Source organism: Rossellomorea vietnamensis, from assembly GCF_008180615.1.
Taxonomy (GTDB): Bacteria; Bacillota; Bacilli; order Bacillales; family Bacillaceae_B; genus Rossellomorea; species Rossellomorea vietnamensis_D.
This window is the reverse complement of sequence record NZ_VTEH01000018.1, coordinates 48,995-69,736: the sequence shown is the minus strand read 5'-3', so window position 1 is coordinate 69,736 and position 20,742 is coordinate 48,995. Positions and strand designations below refer to the sequence as shown.

Genomic DNA, 20,742 nt, shown 5'->3' with positions numbered 1-20,742 from the left:
CTTATAATAAGCGGAATATTTCCGGTTAAGCTTCGGAATTGAATACGATTTGATATATATAAGCGGAATTTTTCCGCTTAAGCACAGCGAAACGAACCATTTGCGCATTTTTCAAACAAATAAGCGGAATTTCTCCGCTTATTTTAGCTGTTTTTCCTGCTAGGAATTAAATAAGCGGAATATTTCCGCCTATTTCTCCAATTTTAGTGAAAAAAAAGAGTCAGAGAAGCTTATTCATTGAAGCTTTTAAGGCTGAGGCCGGTAAGGAAGGCTTCCAGCCGCAGTGAAAACCTTCCGTAAGACTGGTGGTTTTGATTTGAAGTATCGTACTGTGGACTTCGAATTGAATATCAACTGAAAATACATTCCATTCTTGTTTTTAGAATGGAAAATGGGTAACTATTACAAAGGAGTTCTGAAATGCAAAAGAAAATGATCCTTTTAACAGCCATCTTGATGATTGGTTGTTCAAACGCAGAAGATCCATCCAACACAAGTGGAAAAACAGTTTCACAAGAAGCAGCCGCAGTGGCTGCAGATATAAATATAGAAGAAAATGAAACGGGCACTACAGTCATTGATGAACTAGTAGTAGAAGAAACACCACCAGCACAACCAAAGAGTGAAACTTTCTCAGAATACAAGCTTATTGAAGTTGATGGTGGTGATTTATCAGGATATCGTGAACCCAACGCCGTTGTTGATATTGGTTATGGAGACCGTGAATATTGGGCATTTACGAATGAATACGGACAGGTTGTACGTGTAATAGCTGACGAAATCCTCCTGCAAGATGATAGGAATGAACCTGTATTATCTTCAGGCAGATACTACTCTGATGAGGCAAAGGTTCCTGGAGTCGAAAGTGACCTTTTAGATGAAGGACATATTATTGCTGATTCTCTCGGGGGTGTATCAAATGCTTATAATATTACTCCACAAGACAGTACGCTCAACCGGCATGGTGATCAGGCCTATATGGAAGAAGTGATCCGCAGCGCAGGTGGAGCGACTAATTTTGAAGCCATTATCACCTATCCCGATACAAAAACGCAGATTCCTTCAAGTTATCAGTATACCTATACCTTAATGGGTAACGAGATCATTGATACATTCGAAAATGTGAACCCAGATGAAGTGAACGAATCACTCGGTTTAACAGGCAGTGAGCCTTCTGATCAAACCAGTTCACACACAAATGATATTTCCAGTGTTGATACAAACGGCAATGGACAGGTGACCATTAAAGAAGCCAAAGAAGCAGGTTTCAGTATGCCGATAACAAGTGATCATTGGTTATACCCTTATATGCACGATGCTGATAAGGACGGTATGGTTGGTGAATAACCCTTTAGAACTGTGAGCTGAAAATTTCTTGTTAAAATGAGCGTTTAATAGGAAGATGGGCAAATTCACAGCTAGATGTATATAAACCCAAACAAGGAATGAGATAATGGGAGACAGAAGGATTAGATGCAAAATACTAAAGGAGCGGATGCAGAGATGAACGAGAAAATAATCAAATGGGGCATTTTGGGAACAGGCGGCATTGCGGGTGTGTTTGCGAAAGACTTAGCCTTTGCTGAAAATACAGAAAGGACGGCTGTCGGTTCGCGGTCATTAGAGAGTGCGGAAAAGTTTGCTGAAGAATTCGGGGTTTCTCGTGCCTACGGCAGTTATGAGGAACTATTGCAGGATTCGGAAGTAGACGCCGTTTATATCGCTACGCCGCACCCTTTTCATAAAGAGAATGCGCTGGCGTGTCTTCGCGCGGGGAAGGCTGTGCTGTGCGAGAAGCCGTTTACCGTGAACAGCGGAGAACTGGAAGAAATCATTGAGTTTGCGCGAGATCAAAAGCTTTTCTTAATGGAGGCGATGTGGACTCGTTTTCTGCCTCCAATCGTGAAGGTGAGAGAATGGATAGCAAATGGAGAGATCGGTGAAGTTCTTTTAATGAAAGGTGACTTAGGATTCCGTGCACCTTGGGATCCTCAGTGGAGATTGCTTAATCCGGATCTTGGAGGAGGAGCGCTGCTGGATGTAGGTATTTATCCTATATCATTTGCCTCTATGATTTTTGGCACAGCCCCTGAAAAAATCCTGAGTACGGCTCATATTGGTGAAACAGGTGTGGACGAACAGTTTTCGGTTATTCTGTCCTATGCTTCTGGAAAAACCGCCACCCTAAATGGAGCCTTAAGAGTGGAATTAGGCAAGGAAGCTTCCATACACGGAACAAAAGGGTCTATTCGTATTCCTTCTTTCTTAAGTGCGAAATCAGCCACCCTATACAAGGACGGCAAGGAAGCAGAGACCTTCACGGATGACCGGAAATCGAAGGGCTATGCGTTTGAGATAGAAGAGGTAGGAAGATGCCTGAGACAAGGGCTGACAGAAAGTCCGGTAATGACGCTGGATGAATCGTTAGAAATCATGAAACTGATGGACAGTATCCGCGGGCAGTGGGGGTTGAAGTATCCGTTTGAATAAAAGAGTAGAGGGGCGGTTCTTATACTGTATAAAAACTGTCCTTTGTTTCCCCAATTTACACTGGCTCCATGATAATAAGAGCATTTAGTGGGCATAGGCTCCATATCCTAACGGCCGCTTCTGAACAGCATCCTCCTTGTTATCTTCATCCTCAGACGAGTTAAATATTTACGGGCCAAAGATTGTCTCATCATTCGAATACATTTCCCTTTTTAATATAATCATCTGAACAATATAATAAATATACTCGTTTCATACATAATATTCCATATGCTGGAGCGAAATGGTCTATACTGAAGTTACACCATTTGAAAGAGGAGATTTTTTATTATGCCTGTAACAAGTTCGGCTAAAGATGTAAGAGTTCGAGTTGATAGTTTCAAATCTTTTTTTACAAAGAATGCAAATTACCCTGTTGCAATAGATACTTATCAACGTCCGTACATGTGGGATAAGGAAAAGGTTACGGATCTAGTGAGGGATCTATCAGATTACATAAATAGTAATATAGACACCCCCTATTATATGGGAAGTATCTTATTACATGAAAATACAGAACAGGAAATGTTATTTATCATTGACGGTCAGCAGCGAATAACCACGTTAAGTATTCTTTACTATGTACTTACTGGTACCCTTATAGACGAAACCAAATTGAATATACAATTTAACTCAGCTCTGTCAATTAAAAATATTCAAGAGATCCAAACCTATCTAAGGGAGAGTATCCAATATTGGCAGTTACCTTCGACATTACTAAACGAGATCCAATTCACTTTTATTATTACGTCCTCAGAAGACTTGGCTTTTACATTTTTTGATACACAAAATAATCGCGGTGTTAAGCTCAATGCGACTGATCTACTAAAAGCCTATCATTTACGAGAGATTACAAGTGAGTTTATTCAAAAAAGGTGTGCGTCGAACTGGGAAAGAATTCAAAATCATAATGAACATCCTCTAGTTAGGAATAAAAAGTATTTTATGCCGGATTTGTTTTCAAGTATTTTATGGCGGGCTAGATACTGGCGTGGTCAAAATAAAGAAGTGATTCGAAAAGAATCTTATGACGATATATTGAGTGAGTTTATGAAAAATACGATCAAAACAGAACAAGAAAGCGAAGTCCCTCTGTATCCCAATTTTAGTAATGTTTTCGGTCAGCAACTTATGCTAACAGAAAACCGATCACTTAAACTGGATATAGGGTCAGTGATGATGGGCCAAAATCCTGCAGATATGCCTTTTGCAATGAGACAACCAATCAGTAAAGGACTTGGCTTTTTTCTTTATTCTGAAAAATATGCTGATATCGTTCAGAGAATGTATTTTGATCAGGAAATAGACCATGAATTGAAGGCATACCGATATTTTTACGAAAAGGTATGGATAAAAACTTCAAAATATCTAAGGGAAATATTTGTTCTCGCATCTATTATGTACTTTGAAAAGTTTCAATCCAAAAAGCTATTGGAATTTGCTTTATGGTTAGATCATGTCCTGGGCTCCATTCGTCTGGAATTAAAATTAGTTTTTAAAGAGACAGCGATGAATTTTTTAGTGAAAGGAAAAAATAATTTGCTGGATATCATCAGTCATTCCTTTACACCGGAGGAAGTGATCCGATTCTTAGAGGAAGAAGCCAGAAGTCGTTTGAAGTATTACCTATCCGACGAGAGTGTCAGAGGAAAAGGTGTTCAAGGTATGTATAAGGACCGGGTACTCGCTTATTATGGAAAAAGTGATTTTACTGGGAAGGAAACTTGGATTAAGGAGAAGGTACAATGATTAAGTCGACGCAGGTAACCTTAGATGAATTGGTAAAACATCATCAGTTCTTTCAGATTCCTATATACCAAAGATTATATGTTTGGGAAGAAGAACAGGTGGTAACCTTATTGGAAGATATTAAAAGCTCCTATGCTGAAAAAAAGTCGTTTTATTTAGGAAGTGTTTTAGTTGTAGAAAATCAGAAAACAGAAGATGTAAAAGTGTATGACTTAATTGATGGCCAACAACGCTTCACCACACTTTGGATGATAGCCATTGTGTTTTCCAATGAGTTAGCCCCATTTATTTCGATAGCAGAAAATAATAGAACTAGAAATAGGATTCACTTTGCAATACGAGAAGAGGTTAACCACTTTTTTTCGAGATATATCAGTACCCAAATAGAGGATGATGGGGCGACAGAGCATATTAAAGGGGCCCTAGCCGTCATTGAAAATTATAAAAGAAGATTTATGAATCAACAAATTTTGAGTGAAATCGCCTCTTTTATCTATAAGAATGTTTACCTCATTATGACAGAGGTTCCCCAGCAAACAGATTTGAACAAACTTTTTGAGGTTATTAATAACAGAGGGGTGCAGCTTCAGCATCATGAAATTTTGAAAGCAAGGCTATTAGAAAAACTTTCATCTGATGAAGAAAAACTAAAATACGGGCACCTATGGACCGCTTGTTCTGATATGAATAAATATGTGGAGACAAACATTAAAGACGCAGCTAAGATAAATACATCTAAATTGTATGATAAAGTTTCGGCAAAAGAAGGAAAAGAAAATTTAAAAGATCCAAAAAAGGTACTGCAAGCCATGGAGTATAAAAAAAGGAATTCGTTTGATCACATGTCTCTTAAACAAATCCTTTTAGAAGAAGAAACTGTTATGGATAGAGACGACGAGACCCCAGATGTTGGGAGCCCGCAGAATAGGGCGAGAAGCATCATTACGTTTCCTATGCTTCTTCAGCATACATTACGTATTTTTCTTGCGAGCAATGGAAGTAAGGACATAGATAAGATATTGGATAAAGAATTGTTATCTATTTTCTCAACTCATTTTCAACTAAGTTTAGTTGGGGAAGAAGAAGTAAAGGAGTTTATTGAGTTGTTATGGGAGGTTCGTTATCTATTTGATAAACATGTCATCAAATGGGTTGAAGAAGATGAGGATGAGATTCATTTAATTTGTAAGATAGATAAATATGAAAGTAATAAACGTTTTTATATGAGACGTATCATTTCAAATAGGAATGAGGGGGAAGCATTATTGCAAAGTATGCTGTACCACTCCCAACAAATAACAACCCATTATTGGCTCACACCATACTTAAACTATCTGGTACATAACAATGGACAAAAAAGCTTTGAATACCTAAAACATTTGGATAATCACTTATTCTGTTCTGATGAGAAGGAATCCTTAATAGTAAGGACAAAAAGATTTATAGAAGTTCCATGGCGTAAGGTACCGTTTGATACGAACATCTTAAAGTCTCCAAGAGGAGTCTCTTTTCCACATTACTGGTTTTATAAACTTGAGTTTATTTTGTGGGAGACCTCTGATAAAAAGAAAGAAAAGTGGAAAGAATTTAAAATCACCGCCAAGAATTCAGTTGAACATATTTCTCCTAGAACGCAGCAGCCTGCGGATAGGAATACGGTGTCAGGATACATGATCAATTGTTTTGGAAATTTGGCATTGGTATCCAGAAGTATAAACTCATCCTATAGTAATCTGCCATTCAATGAAAAAAGACAACGCTTTTTAAATTATAACCGTGATAAAGTAGATTCATTAAAAATGGATATAATTTATAAAAATGAGATATGGAATGATCAACTTGCTCAAAAACATCAAGATGAAATGATTGAGGTTTTCGAAAGATATTTAAGGGGGGAAAACGATTAATCCAACATTACTTAGGTAAGGGGGTACAGGGATAGTTTCCTTGTCCTTCCGAATAATTCCAATCAACAGTTTCTTCTATTTTCTTTTAAAACTCATAGGAAGAGTAATAGAGAACAATGAACCTGATCCTCCTTACCATGTCTCTATAAGTTGGTCTAAGTGACACCCCGAGATGTGAGGACAGGACAGGACAGGTTCCTCCCGCCTAGTAGATGGAGAGGGATAGGATGCACTAGGGAAAGAAGCGGATTGAGGGCTCTCGCAAATGCAGGTGGCGAGAATTCTTTTGATGGGTATTTCTGGTTTGAAACAAAGGGGAACCTGGCCTTGAGAAACAGCTAAAATGAAGAGATGTGAATTGCTCACTCTACCTTTATTAAAGGCTCTTCTCGTAATCTACTTTGTGGCTTTTGGATCTTAATTTCTAAAAATAGCGCATAATGAACCAGAATAACCTTTTTAGCAAGAGAGAAAAAGAGCTTCTCGCTCGTTCAGAGCGAAAAGCCATAGTAGCAAGTGAAAGTCCGGCTTTTAGGATTTTTTCGAAAGCAGCAATATATGCGAAAAGAGCCTTATTAAAACAGTTTCTTTACTAGTGCATGATAAATTTTATCGTTAATTTCGATAAGGCTCTTTTTATCATCCTTAAATTGAATTGCTACAACGTGTGTTCCTTTAGATTTTGCAGATAAACCAGCCAGCCATCCTACAGGTCCCAATACCACTCCGCCAACAAAAGCTCTTCCCACAGCACTTGTGGCACTCTTTCTACTTTTTTCATTGATTAATTCATAATCTTCAATACTCTTTTTGTCCAATTCAATAGATTTTGTCCATCCTATAGAAAGGGTGATAACTCCAAATGTTGAACTAATCATACTTCCTTCATAGTCACCGGCAATCACTCTATTTTTTGCACCCAATATCCTCAACCCCTTTTGAAATTTATCTATTACAAATAACACCATTTTTCAGTTTAGAATCCTAATGCTTCAAAAATTAATACCTCTTACTAAACGATAGAACAGGTTTGAAATCGTTTAGATTTTCGGCAGGGATGTTTTACTTGTCCAACCACGGCACCTATTTCCTCTGAAGTATATTAATAATGTCCTGACCGAATTCTTCTGCTTTTTTTGGTCCGATTCCGTCTATTTTCAAAAGTTCATCCATGGTGACCGGCTTCTTTTCAAGAATCATTTCTAAGGTGTTATTTGTGAAGACATAGTATGGTTTAACATTCAATTCCTTTGAACGGGTTGTTCTGAGTTGGGTTAGAGCTGATCTGACTTGTTCAGGGCTTTGTTTTTTTGGTTGAACAGCTGCTTTTACGCTGGTGGGTGGTTCTTTTGCTGAAAAATTTCCGGTGCTGTGGCACTGGATGATCGATACTATTTCCTTACCGAATTCCTCGACTCTTTTAGGGCCAATGCCTTCAATTTCTAAAAGCTGTTCGGTCGTGAGTGGTTTTTTCTCAAGCATGCTGTCAAGAATTTTGTTAGTGAAAATATGATAGGGTTTCACATTGGATTCCCTGGAACGTGTTAAGCGGAATTCTGTCAGAGCTGCTTTTAAGGTATCTTCTTTTGGGTTGTTCATCCTTTCAGAAGGAGAAGTGGCAGATTCAACCTGCGGTGATATCTGAGGTTTTTCTATCAAGTAATCCTCCTGGTTAAACACTTTTTCTTTGCTGAATTTTAGGATCGTATCGGCTATTCCATATAGCTGCTGGTCGGACATGAATACGGGTGACTTCTTCTCTAATTCATTTTTTATAAAGTGCTTGATTTGGTCATAGCGCAGAACATTGGATTGGATATTTGCCGGGGCATTCTTGGAGACTTGTAATATCGTTTTTGGATTGGCAAAAGTAACAGCATATTTAACAGGGCAGTTTTCTATTGCTCCTTCTTCTTTAAGCAGCTTTTCAATGATGCTTACGTGGCGTTCTACTTGATTAATCGGGCTGTACATTCCTTCTTTGTTGACCACTCTGTTGTTCTTCGTAATAATTCGTTGAAATTCGCCTTTATCCGTAACTTGTATATTGCCAAACAACTTCTTCACTTCAATGATCATGATGAATTTATGGGTCAGAACCACAAAATCTAATTGAGCGGAATAATCCTTATACTCGATATAGACATCGTGCAGAATCACCAACGGGAGCATAGAATGCTGCAATTCAAATAATACATTCATCTCTCCTGTTTGACCTATAGTGAATAATTTCAAGTGGTTTTGTGCTTTTTTTAGGTCGACGGAGGGATCCTTTCCTTCTGACAGTCGGGTTAGTGCCGTAATTATAGAGGAATTCTCATTAAACGGTTTATAAATTTTGGGTTCTTTTAGTTCTCTTTTATCCGTTAGGACATTGAGGACATTTTTAAGAAAAGACATTCTTTACCCCGCTTTCGAAGTTTTGATTTTGCCGGAATGCTATGTAACTTTTTGTCAGTTATAGTTTTATTATAGCAAATAGTGGAAAGTTTTGGGTGCGGAAATTAGTTTTATTGCCTGAAACCGGGACAGAGATTTCTTCCCATGTCCCTGCTGTTTCTCTATGAAAATAATAGTAGAGGGCTCTCACTTATAATTCTTCAAAATTTTAAGGGGACAGAGGGACAGGTCCCGTGTCCCATTGGCTGAGTGTAAGAAAAAAGCATCAGCCAATGTGGATCCTGATTTTTACAGGGAGAAGTTCCTTTTACCCGGTGGTGGGACAATGAACCTGTCCCCGGGTACCAGTGTTTTTTAAGCGGAGACGTGTATCCAGGAGCGTCGTGTGGATACATGAGTTGATAGATTTGGGAGGAGATGTGTATCCAGGATCGAGGTGTGGATACATGAGTTGTGTTTTTTGGGAGGAGATATGTATCCAGGAGCGTCGTGTGGATACATGAGTTGATAGATTTGGGAGGAGATGTGTATCCAGGAKCGAGGTGTGGATACATGAGTTGGTAGATTTGGGAGGAGATATGTATCCAGGAACGTGGTGTGGATACATGAGTTAGGTTTTTTGGGAGGAGATGTGTATCCAGGAGAGTCGTGTGGATACATGAGTTGATAGATTTGGGAGGAGATATGTATCCAGGAGCGTGGTGTGGATACATGAGTTAGGGTTTTTGGGAGGAGATATGTATCCAGGAGCGTCGTAGGAAAGTGCAGCAAAGATTTGTAAGGGTAGGGACAGGCCCCTTGTCCCAGGAACAGAGACTGAATGAAAGAAAAAAGCATCAGCCAGTGTAGACCATGCTTTTTTACCGGGAGAAGGCCCTCTGTCCGGGGCGGGACAAGGAACCTGTCCCCGTGTCCCTCCAAGGAACCTCCCACCGTGTCCCAACGGGGATAATGGACCTGTTTCTACGTCATATTTTTATTTTTTTAAAAAAACCATTGACCCCCTCTATCGAAATAAGATAAACTTACAAACAATTTAAATAATTCAGAAATAGGGGGTGGCGAAACAGATTATTTAAAGAGGTGGTTTGTTAATTGATAGGAATGGGGGACTGTGATGCTGTTTACCAACGCGGGAATGTATTAGAACTTGAGCTGATGAAAAACTGGGAAGCTAGCAGACTTAATCGTCATTGACGGAAATCCAGCGGAAGATATTGCTGTTCTGCTAGTAAAACAGGTATATGCCGGCTGCAAAAGATACACAGACATTGCGGCCGTGCAGAAAGAACAGAACTAGTCTAAGTCCAGAGGGAATGACGGCCCCAATAATTTATGGAGAGGAAGGGATTTAATTGTTAAATGAACCAGTTGTAGCCACGATGTTCATTCTTGCTTTGATTGCGGTTGGGGAAGTCATCTCCATTAAGACCAGGGCAAGGGTGCCGATGCTGTTAGTTGTGTTGTTAGGGTATCTTGTCTTAATGTGGGTCGGTGTCATTCCGAAAGAACTTGTTGCAAACTCCACTTTTTCCACGGTTGGAGCAGTGTTGATCGCACCATTAATTGTACATATGGGGACACTTATTCCTATGAAGATCATCAGACAGCAGTATAAATCGGTCGTTATTGCCCTGCTCGGAATCGTTATTGCTGCCGGGACCATCCTGCTGACGGTTTCTCCGATCTTCGGCTATAACACAGCGGCGGCAGGAACCGGGCCTCTTACCGGCGGAATCATCGCCTTTGTTGTAACTTCTGAAAAATTACAGGCATTAGGCTTAACAGCTCTTATAACGATCCCGGTTCTTGTCCTTTCTCTTCAAAGCTTGATTGGACTACCGTTGACGACTTACTTCCTGCGTCGTTATGCAGTTAAAGTAAAGGAGCAGATGGGAAGTCAGCTATATGTTGCTGCAGCAAGTGAAGCTGCTCTTCAACAAGAACCATTTGACAAAGCAGAAGAAGCTGAAGAAGAGCCTGTGAAGAAGAGCTGGATTCCTGATCGTTATGCAACTTCTTCTATTCTATTATTTCAATTATTTTTGGGCGGCTCGATTGCGGTCGTTGCCGGAAACCTTACAGGAATTCACTACAGTATCTGGGCGCTTGTCATTGGTTTAGTTGGAACGTTGAGCGGCTTCTACCGCGATAAAATGATGGAGCGGGCCAATTCCTTCGGGGTAGGGATGGTCGGTGTCATCTTCGTTATCATTCCTTCTATGAATCAAGTAACGTTCGGCTTGTTTTTACAAAACCTGCCGGCTGTGGCCATGATTCTAGTAATTGGTTCCGCAGGGATCATCCTTGGAGGTTTCCTTGGAGCGAAGCTGGTCAAATGGGATGCAGACAAAGGAATCCCGGTTGCCTTGACAGCCATGTACGGATTCCCTGGAGATTACCTTGTGTGTGAAGAGGTCAGCCGAAGTGTGGGAGAAACGAAAGAAGAGCAGGAGCATATCTTTAATGAAATCTTATCTCCAATGCTGGTAGGTGGATTTACGACTGTTACCATCGCATCCATTGTTATTGCAAGCGTGCTTATGGGGACACTATCATAACCGGGACAAGGGGACAGGTCCCGTGTCCCAGGGACAATGAACCTGTCCCTCTGTCCCGAAAACTCTTAAACTACTGGAGGTAACTATGAAAACAAAAATAACCAACATTCAGCTATTCGATGGGAAAAGCTCCACCTTAACAAAAACGACTATTCTCTTTAATAATAAAACAATTCTATCAATCGGTGATCTGGCGCAGAATGCGGATGCAGATCAGATCATCGATGGAGAAGGCTTAACCTGTGTGCCCGGTTTGATCGACTGCCACGTTCACCTCACAATGGACGGAAATGCAGATCCTTTTGTTGACAGCCTCGGAAATACAGAAGCGGACGATGCTTATAAGGCTTATCGCAATGCTCAAAAGCAAATCGAGAGCGGGGTCGTGACGGTCCGTAACGTCGGCTCCAAAGACAATGTGGACATTGCGCTTCGTAATGCGATCGAGAAAGGGGTCGTCAAGGGACCGAGAATCGTTGCTTCAGGGGAACCCATCGTCATGACAGGCGGCCATGGGCATACGATGGCGATTGAAGCAGATGGAGTCGACGAGGTTCGGAAAGCGGCTCGTACCCAGTTGAAAAAAGGGGCAGACCTTCTGAAGTTGATGGCAACCGGAGGCGTAATGACACCCGGTGTTGATCCAAACTCCCCTCAGCTTGGCGAAGATGAACTGCGATGCGCCTGTACAGAAGCATCGAACGCAGGGAAAACAACAGCAGCGCACGCACAGGGAGTGGAGGGAATCAAAAATGCGATCCGTGCCGGCATCACAACGGTAGAACATGGAATTTACCTGGATGATGAAGCAATCGATATGATGCTTGAAAGGGGAACATTCCTTGTCCCGACACTTGCGGCGCCATATAATATCGTGGAGTATGGGCTCGAGGCCGGGATCCCTGAGCATGCGGTGCAAAAAGCAGAACGGGTAATGGGGGACCACCAGAAGAGCTTCTACCAAGCTTATAAAAAAGGAGTGAAAATCGCTGCGGGTACAGACGCCGGAACACCGTTTAACAGACACGGTGACTTTGTGACAGAGCTGGAGCTCATGGTCATGAATGGAATGAAGCATGTTGACGTACTGCGTTCCGCAACGAAAACAGCTTCAGAAGCGATGAATATCGACCACAAGACAGGAACAGTAGAAGCCGGTAAATCTGCTGATCTGATTCTGGTCCAAGGCAACCCGTTAGAAAACATTTCCGATTTGCGCAAGGTCGTAAAAGTGTTCAAAGAGGGCGAATGCTATTTTTCAAAGGCTCTTTTCGTAAACGCTGCTGCTACTTAACACTTATTCCGATAAAAAGTAATAACGACAAGAAAAGAGCTGCTCTCCCTCAATCAGAGAGTAAACTCTTAGTATCCGGGGGGAAATCCGGCTCTTGGGATTTTTCTGAAAGCAACAATATATGCGAATACAGCCTTTTCAAAAGAGGTTTTTAAAAAACTCTAGTAATCTAACGGGACATGGAACCTGTCCCTCTGTCCCGCCAATAAATAATAGGATGGTGTTATATTAATGGAAAAACTATATCAGCAGCTCGATCACTTGTACGATGAAATGGTGGAAGTTTTCCGCCACCTGCATATGAATCCTGAACTTTCTTTTGAGGAAGTGGAAACGCCAAAATTTATCGCGGACTATCATACTCAGCTTGGGCATGAGGTTCGGACCGAAGTAGGCGGCCGCGGGGTTGTTGCGAAGCTTAAAGGCGGAAAGCCGGGACCGACTATCGCTTTGCGTGCCGATTTTGACGCCCTGCCCATCCAGGAAGAAACCGATCTTCCCCATAAGTCCAAAGTGGATGGTGTAATGCACGCGTGTGGACATGACGGGCATACGGCGGAACTGCTGATCTTGGCAAAAGCGCTGAACAAAATGAAGGAAGAGCTTCAAGGTACAATCGTATTCATCCATCAGCACGCAGAAGAATATCAGCCGGGCGGTGCGATTGCCATGATCGAAGACGGTTGTCTTGAAGGTGTAGATGTGATTTTTGGAACTCACCTATGGGCCAATGCACATGTTGGAGAAATTGGTTTCCGCTCTGGACCGGTAATGGCTGCAGCTGACCGTTTCCATATCACCATCCAAGGTAAAGGCGGACATGGTGCTCAGCCTCACCTTACCAAGGACTCTGTTGTGATTGCATCCCAGGTGGTAACGAACCTGCAGCAAATCGTCGCACGCCGCGTTGATCCGCTTGAATCCGCGGTTGTTTCCATCGGCAATTTTGTTGCAAAAAATGCATTCAACGTTATTGCCGATTCAGTGGAGTTAACAGGAACAGTAAGGACGTTTAAAGAAGATGTCCGAAGTTCAGTAGAAACAGAAATCGAACGGGTCGTAAAAGGGGCATGCCTTTCTGCCGATGCCGAGTATAAATACCAATTTGTCAAAGGGTACCCTGCCTGTGTTAATCATCAAGAAGAAACGGAGTTCTTAGCAGAAACTGCTGCATCTGTTCCCGGCGTGAAGAATGTATATGAAGCCGCTCCGCAAATGGGTGGAGAAGATTTTTCCTATTATTTGCAGCATGTAAAAGGAACGTTCTTCTTCACTGGAGCTGGCGACCCGGACTGGAAAGAAACATATCCTCACCATCACCCTAAGTTTAAAATCAGTGAACAATCGATGCTCGTAGCTGCCAAAACACTGGGCAAAGCCGTGGTTGAATATGCGAAAAAGGAATCCCCGGTTCTGGTGGAACAATAAGTATGGTGGCGGGACAGAGGGACAGGTCCCTTGTCCCGCCAATTTCTAACTTTTTAAAGTGTCAGCTAATCCCGCTGATGCTTTTTTAAATGGAGTTATGTTATATGGTTTGTCGCTGGGACGAGGTACGTGTGCCTGGGTTCCTAAAGAATTTTGTCGACGGAAATTTCTCGTCTGGGAATTTTTAGTTCGTTTAAGAGAGCCCGGTGGGTACATGAGTGGCGGTTTTGGAGCAGAGATATGTATCCAGGGAATCCTGGTGGGTACATGAGTTGAGGGTTTTGAGCAGAGATATGTATCCAAGAGAGCCCGGTGGATACATGAGTTACGGTTTTTGAGCAGAGATATGTATCCAGGAGAGCTCGGTGGATACATGAGTTGCAGGTTTGCGTCAGAGATATGTATCCAGGGGAGCCCGGTGGATACATGAGTGGCGGGTTTAAAGCAGAGATATGTACCCAAGAGAGCCCGGTGGGTACATGAGTGGCGGGTTTTGAGCAGAGATATGTATCCAGGAGAGGCCGGTGGGTACATGAGTGGAGGGTTTTGAGCAGAGATATGTACCCAAGAGAGCCCGGTGGGTACATGAGTGGCGGGTTTTGAGCAGAGATATGTATCCAAGAGAGGCCGGTGGGTACATGAGTGGCGGTTTTGGAGCAGAGATATGTACCCAAGAGAGCCTGGTGGATACATGAGTTGCGGTTTTGGAGCAGAGATATGTATCCAGGAGAGCCCGGTGGGTACATGAGTTGCGGTTTTTGAGCAGAGATATGTATCCAGGAGAGCTCGTTGGGTACATGAGTTGTGATTTTGAGCAGAGATATGTATCCAGGGGAGCTCGTTGGGTACATGAGTTGTAATTTTTGAGCAGAGATATGTATCCAGGAGAGCCCGGTGGATACATGAGTGGCCGGTTTAAAAAAGAGATATGTACCCAAGAGAGCCTGGTGGGTACATGAGTGGTGGTTTTTGAGCAGAGATATGTATCCAGGGGATCCTGGTGGGTACATGAGTTGTGGTTTTTCAGCAGAGATATGTATCCAGAAGAGCCTAGTGGATGCATGTGCTGGAATTTACTGGTCTAATTTGTATTCGGAATCAGATCACTTGAAGATTCGTATTCTATGTTTTTTTATATCAAAGGCAGAATTTCCGGGGTAGGCACTTTCACCAAAGCTTATCCTCAAATTAACTTCCTCTTAATCTTTCACTGGTACGCTGGATAAGAAGGCTATGTGAGAGAAGGTGACAAGAGTTGAAAGAAGAGAGAACAATCAAGGCCGTTGTATTTGACTTGGACGGCACGCTGTATGAGGATACTCACCATTTTGACTACTATGCCGAGCGTCTTAAAGCAAGGACCGCGGCAGAGCATCAAGGAAATTTTGAAGACGATTATCAGAAAATCATAAAGGGGACGCATCCTCTCCGGATCGGCCGGGTCTACGATGTTTCCCGGGATTTGATTTTGATACATAAGAATGGCATGGTGTCAGAGGCTTTCACCTGGGACGGCGAAAAGCTGGATGATATGGGAGTAAGGGATTTATATAGCGAAAAACTGACGTTTGACATGGATACCATGACTAATGTTGGTGATCTTTGGTGGGTTCCAAATTCAATCGGCCGGCATTATGGCCTCACAAGCAGTGACGCTGCAGAGGCATTTATGGAAACCCGGACCTTTATGACCACCCCGGATTTTCAGTTGAACACCATTCAGGCTTTTAATGAAACTCTGGAGGGTGTAAAAGAGGATGTGCAACTCGTTCTCCTTACCAACAGTCCGGAAGAAGACAGTGAAATCATTTTAGAGAAGCTGGGGCTGAAAGATTCGTTCCACGTAAAGGTTTTTAATGGCAATAAGCCTTTAAAAACAAAGGAAAGATTCGCGATGATCAAGGAGAAAACAGGTGTGGAATACAATGAGATGCTTAGTGTCGGCGATAATCTGATTAATGAAATTCAGCCGGCAAAAGAGCTTGGCTGTTTTACGATCCTGATTGATCCCCATGAGATTGGGGATCAGGGTGATGCAGATTTTATCGTCAGCAATATTGAAGGGGTTGTTCCGATTCTGGCTGAGTTAGTTCTTAGAAAAACGATGGTGAAATAAGAAAAGTGGCTTTCTGCTGACATACTGGTGTCTGGAGCGGGAATCCACTCTTTTTGCTATTATAATAGGAAAGAACGCGAAATTATAGGGGGAATGAGTGGACTCCCACAAGAAATATGGGTAAAATTGGATTAACCTATAAAGGAGTGATGTATTTGTTAATCAAAGATCGAGAACCATCTCAAGAATTAATGATGTTGAGAGGGTTGAAACCAAGGCTGCATTTTAACAATGAAGAGAAGAATTACCTTGATTACAAGGAAAAAGGATTCCAAGGAGAGCTTGCGTTTGATAAGCTGACCGAACCTCTCAGAGAAAAAATGGTATTCTTAAATGATGTAACACTGAAGCAAAATAATAACGAGTATCAAATTGACTCCATGGCCATCGCCTCCAATAAACTTCACACTTTTGAAGTCAAAAACTATGAAGGCGACTATATTGTGAAAGATAACAAGTGGTTTTCCCCCAACAATAACATAGTGAAAAATCCACTGCTGCAAGTTCAACGCACAGATGCGCTGCTGACTCAATTACTCCGAGAAAAAGGCTTCCGCCATACAGTAGAATCCCACCTCATTTTCATCAATCCCGAATTCCACCTATACGACATCCCGTCAGGCCTTCCCATTGTATATCCCGCCCAGCTGAACCGCTTTATAGAAATGCTGAATACTGAACCTGTAAAAATCACCCCGTCTGACATGAAGTTAGCCCAATCTCTCCTTTCGCTCCATATCAATGAATCGACTTATTCCAACCTCCCGAACTACGACTATCACACCCTTCAAAAAGGAATTGCCTGTCCCGGATGCCTCAAGTTTTACAGCCCGCCAATATACACTTCCTTTTATTGTGAATCATGTCAGCTGCAAGAAAGTACGGAGCAAGCTGTTTTGAGAAGTATGGAGGAGTTTCAATTGCTGTTTCCTTCCGAAAAATTAACAACTAATAGACTGTTTGATTGGTGTGGAGTTTTTAAAGACAAAAGAACAATTCGAAAGGTTTTACAGGGTAACTGCCAGCAGCAGGGGCATGGGGTGAGTTCTTATTTTTTTAGGTAGTTTGGAGGCGATGCTCGTTGATAACGGTGGTATCTGATAGGTGAAGGGTTCAATCCGTGAGTTGAGGTTCTGATCCTGGCGGGTATCCAGGAGCGGCTGGTGGGTACATAAGTTGTGGTTTTTTGGTAGAGATGTGTATCCAGGAGCCTTGGGTGGATACATGAGTTGTGGTTTTTTGGTAGAGATATGTATCCAGAAGCGCGGTGTGGATACATGAGTTGTGATTTTTGGTCAGAGATGTGTACCCAGAAGCGCGGTGTGGATACAAGAGTTGATAGATTTGGGAGGAGATATGTATCCAGGAGCGTCGGGTGGGTACATGAGTTGATAGATTTGAGGGGAGATATGTATCCAGAAGCGTGAGGTGGATACATGAGTTGGTAGATTTGAGAGGAGATATGTATCCAGAAGCGCCGGGTGGATACATGAGTTGGTAGATTTGAGAGGAGATATGTATCCAGAAGCGCCGGGTGGATACATGAGTTGGTATATTTGGGTGGAGATATGTATCCAGGAACGTGGGTTGGCTTCTTAAAACAAAAGATTCTATCCACCTTCGCCAGGAAATTACCCAAGAAAAAGAGACATACCATAAATATAAAGTGTACCCTTTGTAAAGGACATTTAAAAAAAGCCTAAGCTACTTCCAAAAGATGATCTCTGTATTGAACAGGGGTCATCTTTTTTCTGTTCCATTGATATCTATGGTGATTATAGTAATTTATGTATTGCTTAATTTCCTTTTGTACATCCTCTAATGTGAGGCAGGATTTAATATAGGTTTCATCTTTCAGGTGTCCAAAGAATGATTCAATAGGTGCATTATCCCAACAGTTTCCCCTTCGGGACATTGATTGACGGATTCCGAGTTTTTTAACCATTTTTTGAAATTGGGGATGTGTATAGTGAACTCCTTGATCCGAATGAATGAGTGAGTCTTTATGTTTTTTAAACCTTCTGTTTTTCTTTAGTTTATTGAGGGTATCTGTGGCTAATTCCATAGTCATTCTGTCAGACACATGGAAAGCAAGAGCTTCACCGCTGGAGCCATCCAAAATCATAGATAGATAAGCTCTGGAACTTTTTCCATAGTTCAAGTAGGTGATGTCTGTTAATAGTACTTTCCCGGGTATACCCTGGTTAAATTGGCGCTCCAATAGGTTAGGGACCACTGAATGTTCCTGGGTAGCTTTCATTAGACGCTTATATGGATTCGCCCTCCGGAAGGGACAAACGATGTTATACTTCTTCATAATTCTGCGAATTCTTTTCAAGTTAAAGACAATCTTAAATTGACCCGCCAAAGTCATTTTGATTTGACGCGCCCCTTTCTTGCGATTCTTATGACGGAATGCTTCTAAGATGATTTCTTTCAGTTCTTCATCCCTTGCTTCCCGTTGTTTTCTACGCTCTTGAGACTCGGGAGAGTAGTATTTATAATAGGCACTTCTGGAAACTCCTGCGACCCCACAAAGGTATCTCACCATATTTTTGAGCTTATATTTCTCTATTACAGAACGAATGAGAATGAACTTTTGACTTGGAGAGAGGACTACTTCTTTAGCCCCCTTTCCGCGAATCGAATCTTTTTTAGAAGTTCATTTTCCGCCTTAAGCAGGTTGATTTGGGCTTCCAGTCGAGCATTCTTATCCTCAAGGGATAACTCCCGTTCTCTAGGTCTCCCGGAATTGCCTTTCCTTGTGTCACTGAGCCCCAAAACTCCATTCTTTTTATAAGCAGCACTCCATCTCTTACTTGCGGCATGAATACGTGCCATACCAATTATATCTGCATCAAACCCAACCTCTTCGAAGATCTGTCTAGAGAATTTGCCTTTCTCCTTCTCAGCGATAAATAGGCGTTTAAATTCATCTGTGTAGGTAATTCCCTTAGCGCTTACAGCTTTAACAAAAGGGTTGATGGATAATTGTTTGATTTCTTTCTCTGTAAATGTTTTTTTACTCATGATGTTTTCCCCGATTTCTACTAGTTGTCTATTTGTCATTATACAAAAAAATACCCTATAGGTAGACTTTTTTTAAGTGTCTACTCTATAGGGTACATTTTAATAAAGGCATGTCTCTTTTCTGTAATCTTAGCATGGTGTACGACAAGGAATCCTCGTTGCACCCGTGCACCACTATCCTTCCGAAACATCCCCATCAGAAAGAATATAGGTTTTTCCATAGCTCGGCAGCAGTTGCCGTCCATTTTTGGGCTGCAGCCTTTCCGGGTGAAAGCTGTGAAGCGGTATTAGAATGGCCGGGTCGAGTTCATCCACAATATACTTTAAGTGCTGAGGAGTGGCATGTCCGCTGGTGCCGATTTCCACTCGTTCTAAATCGATAGCTGATAAGATTCGAGATAAGTTTTCGTAAGCAGGATCAAAGTTTCCGAGAGGAACACCGTTAGAGTGGAGGTATACTCCTCTTTCTGTATTCAGGTCGAACAGCTCCAGGGATCGGTCGTATGAACATTGAAGAAGGTAACCTCCAGGATTTTCATTGATATCCTTATAGGAAAGAGATGGATAGTCACTCAATAAAGCCCTGAGCCAATCAGGCAGGTTACCAGATTCTTTGGCTGTCCTGATGTCCTCAGATTCATAAATGAAGAATTCCTGATCCTCGCCAAGTCTTTTGGCAATTTCTGCAGTAGCCGCTTCAAGGATCACCTTCCGTCCGGCGCTCCTGCCGGCTTTGAGTATCCCGTTGATGCGGTCAATGTTGCGGTGGTAAATATTGAATAGGGCAATTCCGCTTGTGTCTTTTGAACTTTCGGAAATTTTGCTGTGAATGTCGGTTTCCGTCAGCAAGTCGGCTGGCAGGCTGCGGTCGGGAGAAAGAAGGTTCTCTGGAAGCTCCTCTTCGTTTCTTAGGCTTGTCCCTTCCATGATAACAGCAGTAAACCCCAGTTTTTTGGCTTCCTGGATAAAAGAATCTACGTATTGAGGATTCTTTCCGTGCATCCGGAGATCTCCGGTGTAAATGATGCTTCCGTCCGGTGTTTCGATATGAAAAGCACAGGCGCCGATAATATCATGATCAAGCCTCAGTGGAGTAACCTTGATTTTGCCTATGAAGAAGGGCTTGCCATAATCACAGGTGCTATATGAGCGATTCCCGGCGACGCCTTCTCCAGTTGTTTCCAGTGCTTGATATAAACGTTGGGAGTCGGTTGTCATGAATACGGGCACTGAAGGATTGATAAAGCCCATGGCGCCCATATGGTCCAAGTGTAGATGCGAGATAAGGACGGCTGTTTCACCTGAGTACTCCTCGGCAGGAAGGAGGGGACTGTTGGCAGGAAGATCTTCTCTGCTGTACAGGCCGTTTACTTCTGGAATTAAGCCAAGTTTAAGGTAGTCCCTGATCATTGCGGAGTTTCGCAGCTTTACCATGCCGTCGAAAATATTGGCTGCTGGGTTGTAGGTTAGTCCAAAATCAAAAATAACCCTTGAGTCTTCATACTGCAAAGCGATGACGGTGCCGCCAATGGTGCGGAGTCCGCCGTAAAATGTCATAGTTGTCTTACTCATTGTCAATCTCTCCTTTTCTCTTTAGAAGATGTCTATTTCTTTCAGCTGGTTGATCTCGGATCGCCCTGGATACTTAGGCTTTTATGGGTGCAGCCCTAAAAAGAGATTTCGATAGAAACAAAGAATACAAAAAGCGCAAAGAAGAAAGAGCCCGTT

Annotated in this window: 13 protein-coding genes; 9 read left to right on the top strand and 4 right to left on the bottom strand. The window is 42.1% G+C overall.

The genetic code is table 11. The features are described 5' to 3' along the window. Nucleotides 1–420 precede the first annotated feature (420 nt). The 4 genes from FZC79_RS18750 to FZC79_RS18735 all read left to right on the top strand — a co-directional run bounded on the left by FZC79_RS18750 (nucleotide 421) and on the right by FZC79_RS18735 (nucleotide 6,185). Nucleotides 421–1,347 (top strand): DNA/RNA non-specific endonuclease, encoded by a 927-nt coding sequence (locus FZC79_RS18750; protein ID WP_148948281.1) that lies wholly within the window; start codon nucleotides 421–423, stop codon nucleotides 1,345–1,347. A gap of 126 nt (nucleotides 1,348–1,473) precedes the next feature. Continuing rightward, nucleotides 1,474–2,490: a Gfo/Idh/MocA family protein gene (locus tag FZC79_RS18745; RefSeq protein WP_435873956.1), complete on the top strand. Its 1,017-nt coding sequence runs from the start codon at nucleotides 1,474–1,476 to the stop codon at nucleotides 2,488–2,490. A 330-nt stretch (nucleotides 2,491–2,820) separates the two neighbouring features. After that, nucleotides 2,821–4,278, top strand: coding sequence for a DUF262 domain-containing protein (locus tag FZC79_RS18740; protein ID WP_148948280.1), 1,458 nt, complete (start codon nucleotides 2,821–2,823; stop codon nucleotides 4,276–4,278). Next, nucleotides 4,275–6,185, top strand: coding sequence for a DUF262 domain-containing protein (locus tag FZC79_RS18735; protein ID WP_148948279.1), 1,911 nt, complete (start codon nucleotides 4,275–4,277; stop codon nucleotides 6,183–6,185). The genes FZC79_RS18740 and FZC79_RS18735 overlap by 4 nt, the downstream gene beginning before the upstream one ends. 575 nt (nucleotides 6,186–6,760) lie before the next feature. Here FZC79_RS18735 and FZC79_RS18730 read toward each other — a convergent pair. Both FZC79_RS18730 and FZC79_RS18725 read right to left on the bottom strand, forming a co-directional pair. Beyond that, the gene (locus FZC79_RS18730; RefSeq protein WP_148948278.1) at nucleotides 6,761–7,108 is read right to left on the bottom strand and encodes a hypothetical protein; all 348 of its coding nucleotides are present in this window, start codon (nucleotides 7,106–7,108) and stop codon (nucleotides 6,761–6,763) included. A 160-nt stretch (nucleotides 7,109–7,268) separates the two neighbouring features. Further along, nucleotides 7,269–8,585, bottom strand: coding sequence for an HRDC domain-containing protein (locus FZC79_RS18725; protein ID WP_148948277.1), 1,317 nt, complete (start codon nucleotides 8,583–8,585; stop codon nucleotides 7,269–7,271). Between the two features lie 1,355 nt (nucleotides 8,586–9,940). Here FZC79_RS18725 and FZC79_RS18720 point away from each other — a divergent pair. The 5 genes from FZC79_RS18720 to FZC79_RS18700 all read left to right on the top strand — a co-directional run bounded on the left by FZC79_RS18720 (nucleotide 9,941) and on the right by FZC79_RS18700 (nucleotide 17,048). After that, on the top strand, nucleotides 9,941–11,146 hold the full coding sequence (locus FZC79_RS18720; protein ID WP_148948276.1) for a hypothetical protein: 1,206 nt from the start codon (nucleotides 9,941–9,943) through the stop codon (nucleotides 11,144–11,146). A gap of 85 nt (nucleotides 11,147–11,231) precedes the next feature. Beyond that, nucleotides 11,232–12,440, top strand: a complete 1,209-nt coding sequence (locus tag FZC79_RS18715) for a metal-dependent hydrolase family protein (RefSeq protein ID WP_148948275.1) — start codon at nucleotides 11,232–11,234, stop codon at nucleotides 12,438–12,440. A gap of 231 nt (nucleotides 12,441–12,671) precedes the next feature. Further along, the gene (locus FZC79_RS18710; RefSeq protein ID WP_148948274.1) at nucleotides 12,672–13,868 is read left to right on the top strand and encodes a M20 family metallopeptidase; all 1,197 of its coding nucleotides are present in this window, start codon (nucleotides 12,672–12,674) and stop codon (nucleotides 13,866–13,868) included. A 1,255-nt stretch (nucleotides 13,869–15,123) separates the two neighbouring features. Continuing rightward, nucleotides 15,124–15,984, top strand: coding sequence for an HAD family hydrolase (locus FZC79_RS18705; protein ID WP_252183390.1), 861 nt, complete (start codon nucleotides 15,124–15,126; stop codon nucleotides 15,982–15,984). Nucleotides 15,985–16,139: 155 nt separating this feature from the next. After that, nucleotides 16,140–17,048 carry a nuclease-related domain-containing protein gene (locus tag FZC79_RS18700; protein WP_148948273.1) on the top strand — a complete coding sequence of 303 codons (909 nt, stop codon included), beginning with the start codon at nucleotides 16,140–16,142 and terminating at the stop codon, nucleotides 17,046–17,048. A 635-nt stretch (nucleotides 17,049–17,683) separates the two neighbouring features. Here FZC79_RS18700 and FZC79_RS18695 read toward each other — a convergent pair. Continuing rightward, nucleotides 17,684–19,053, bottom strand: a protein-coding gene (locus FZC79_RS18695) for an IS3 family transposase (protein WP_148948272.1) whose coding sequence is annotated in 2 segments (ribosomal slippage) — nucleotides 17,684–18,642 and nucleotides 18,642–19,053 — 1,371 coding nt in all. Because the reading frame shifts where the segments join, the coding sequence is not laid out codon by codon here. Between the two features lie 135 nt (nucleotides 19,054–19,188). Continuing rightward, nucleotides 19,189–20,586, bottom strand: coding sequence for an MBL fold metallo-hydrolase (locus FZC79_RS18690; RefSeq protein WP_148948271.1), 1,398 nt, complete (start codon nucleotides 20,584–20,586; stop codon nucleotides 19,189–19,191). Nucleotides 20,587–20,742: the final 156 nt, after the last annotated feature.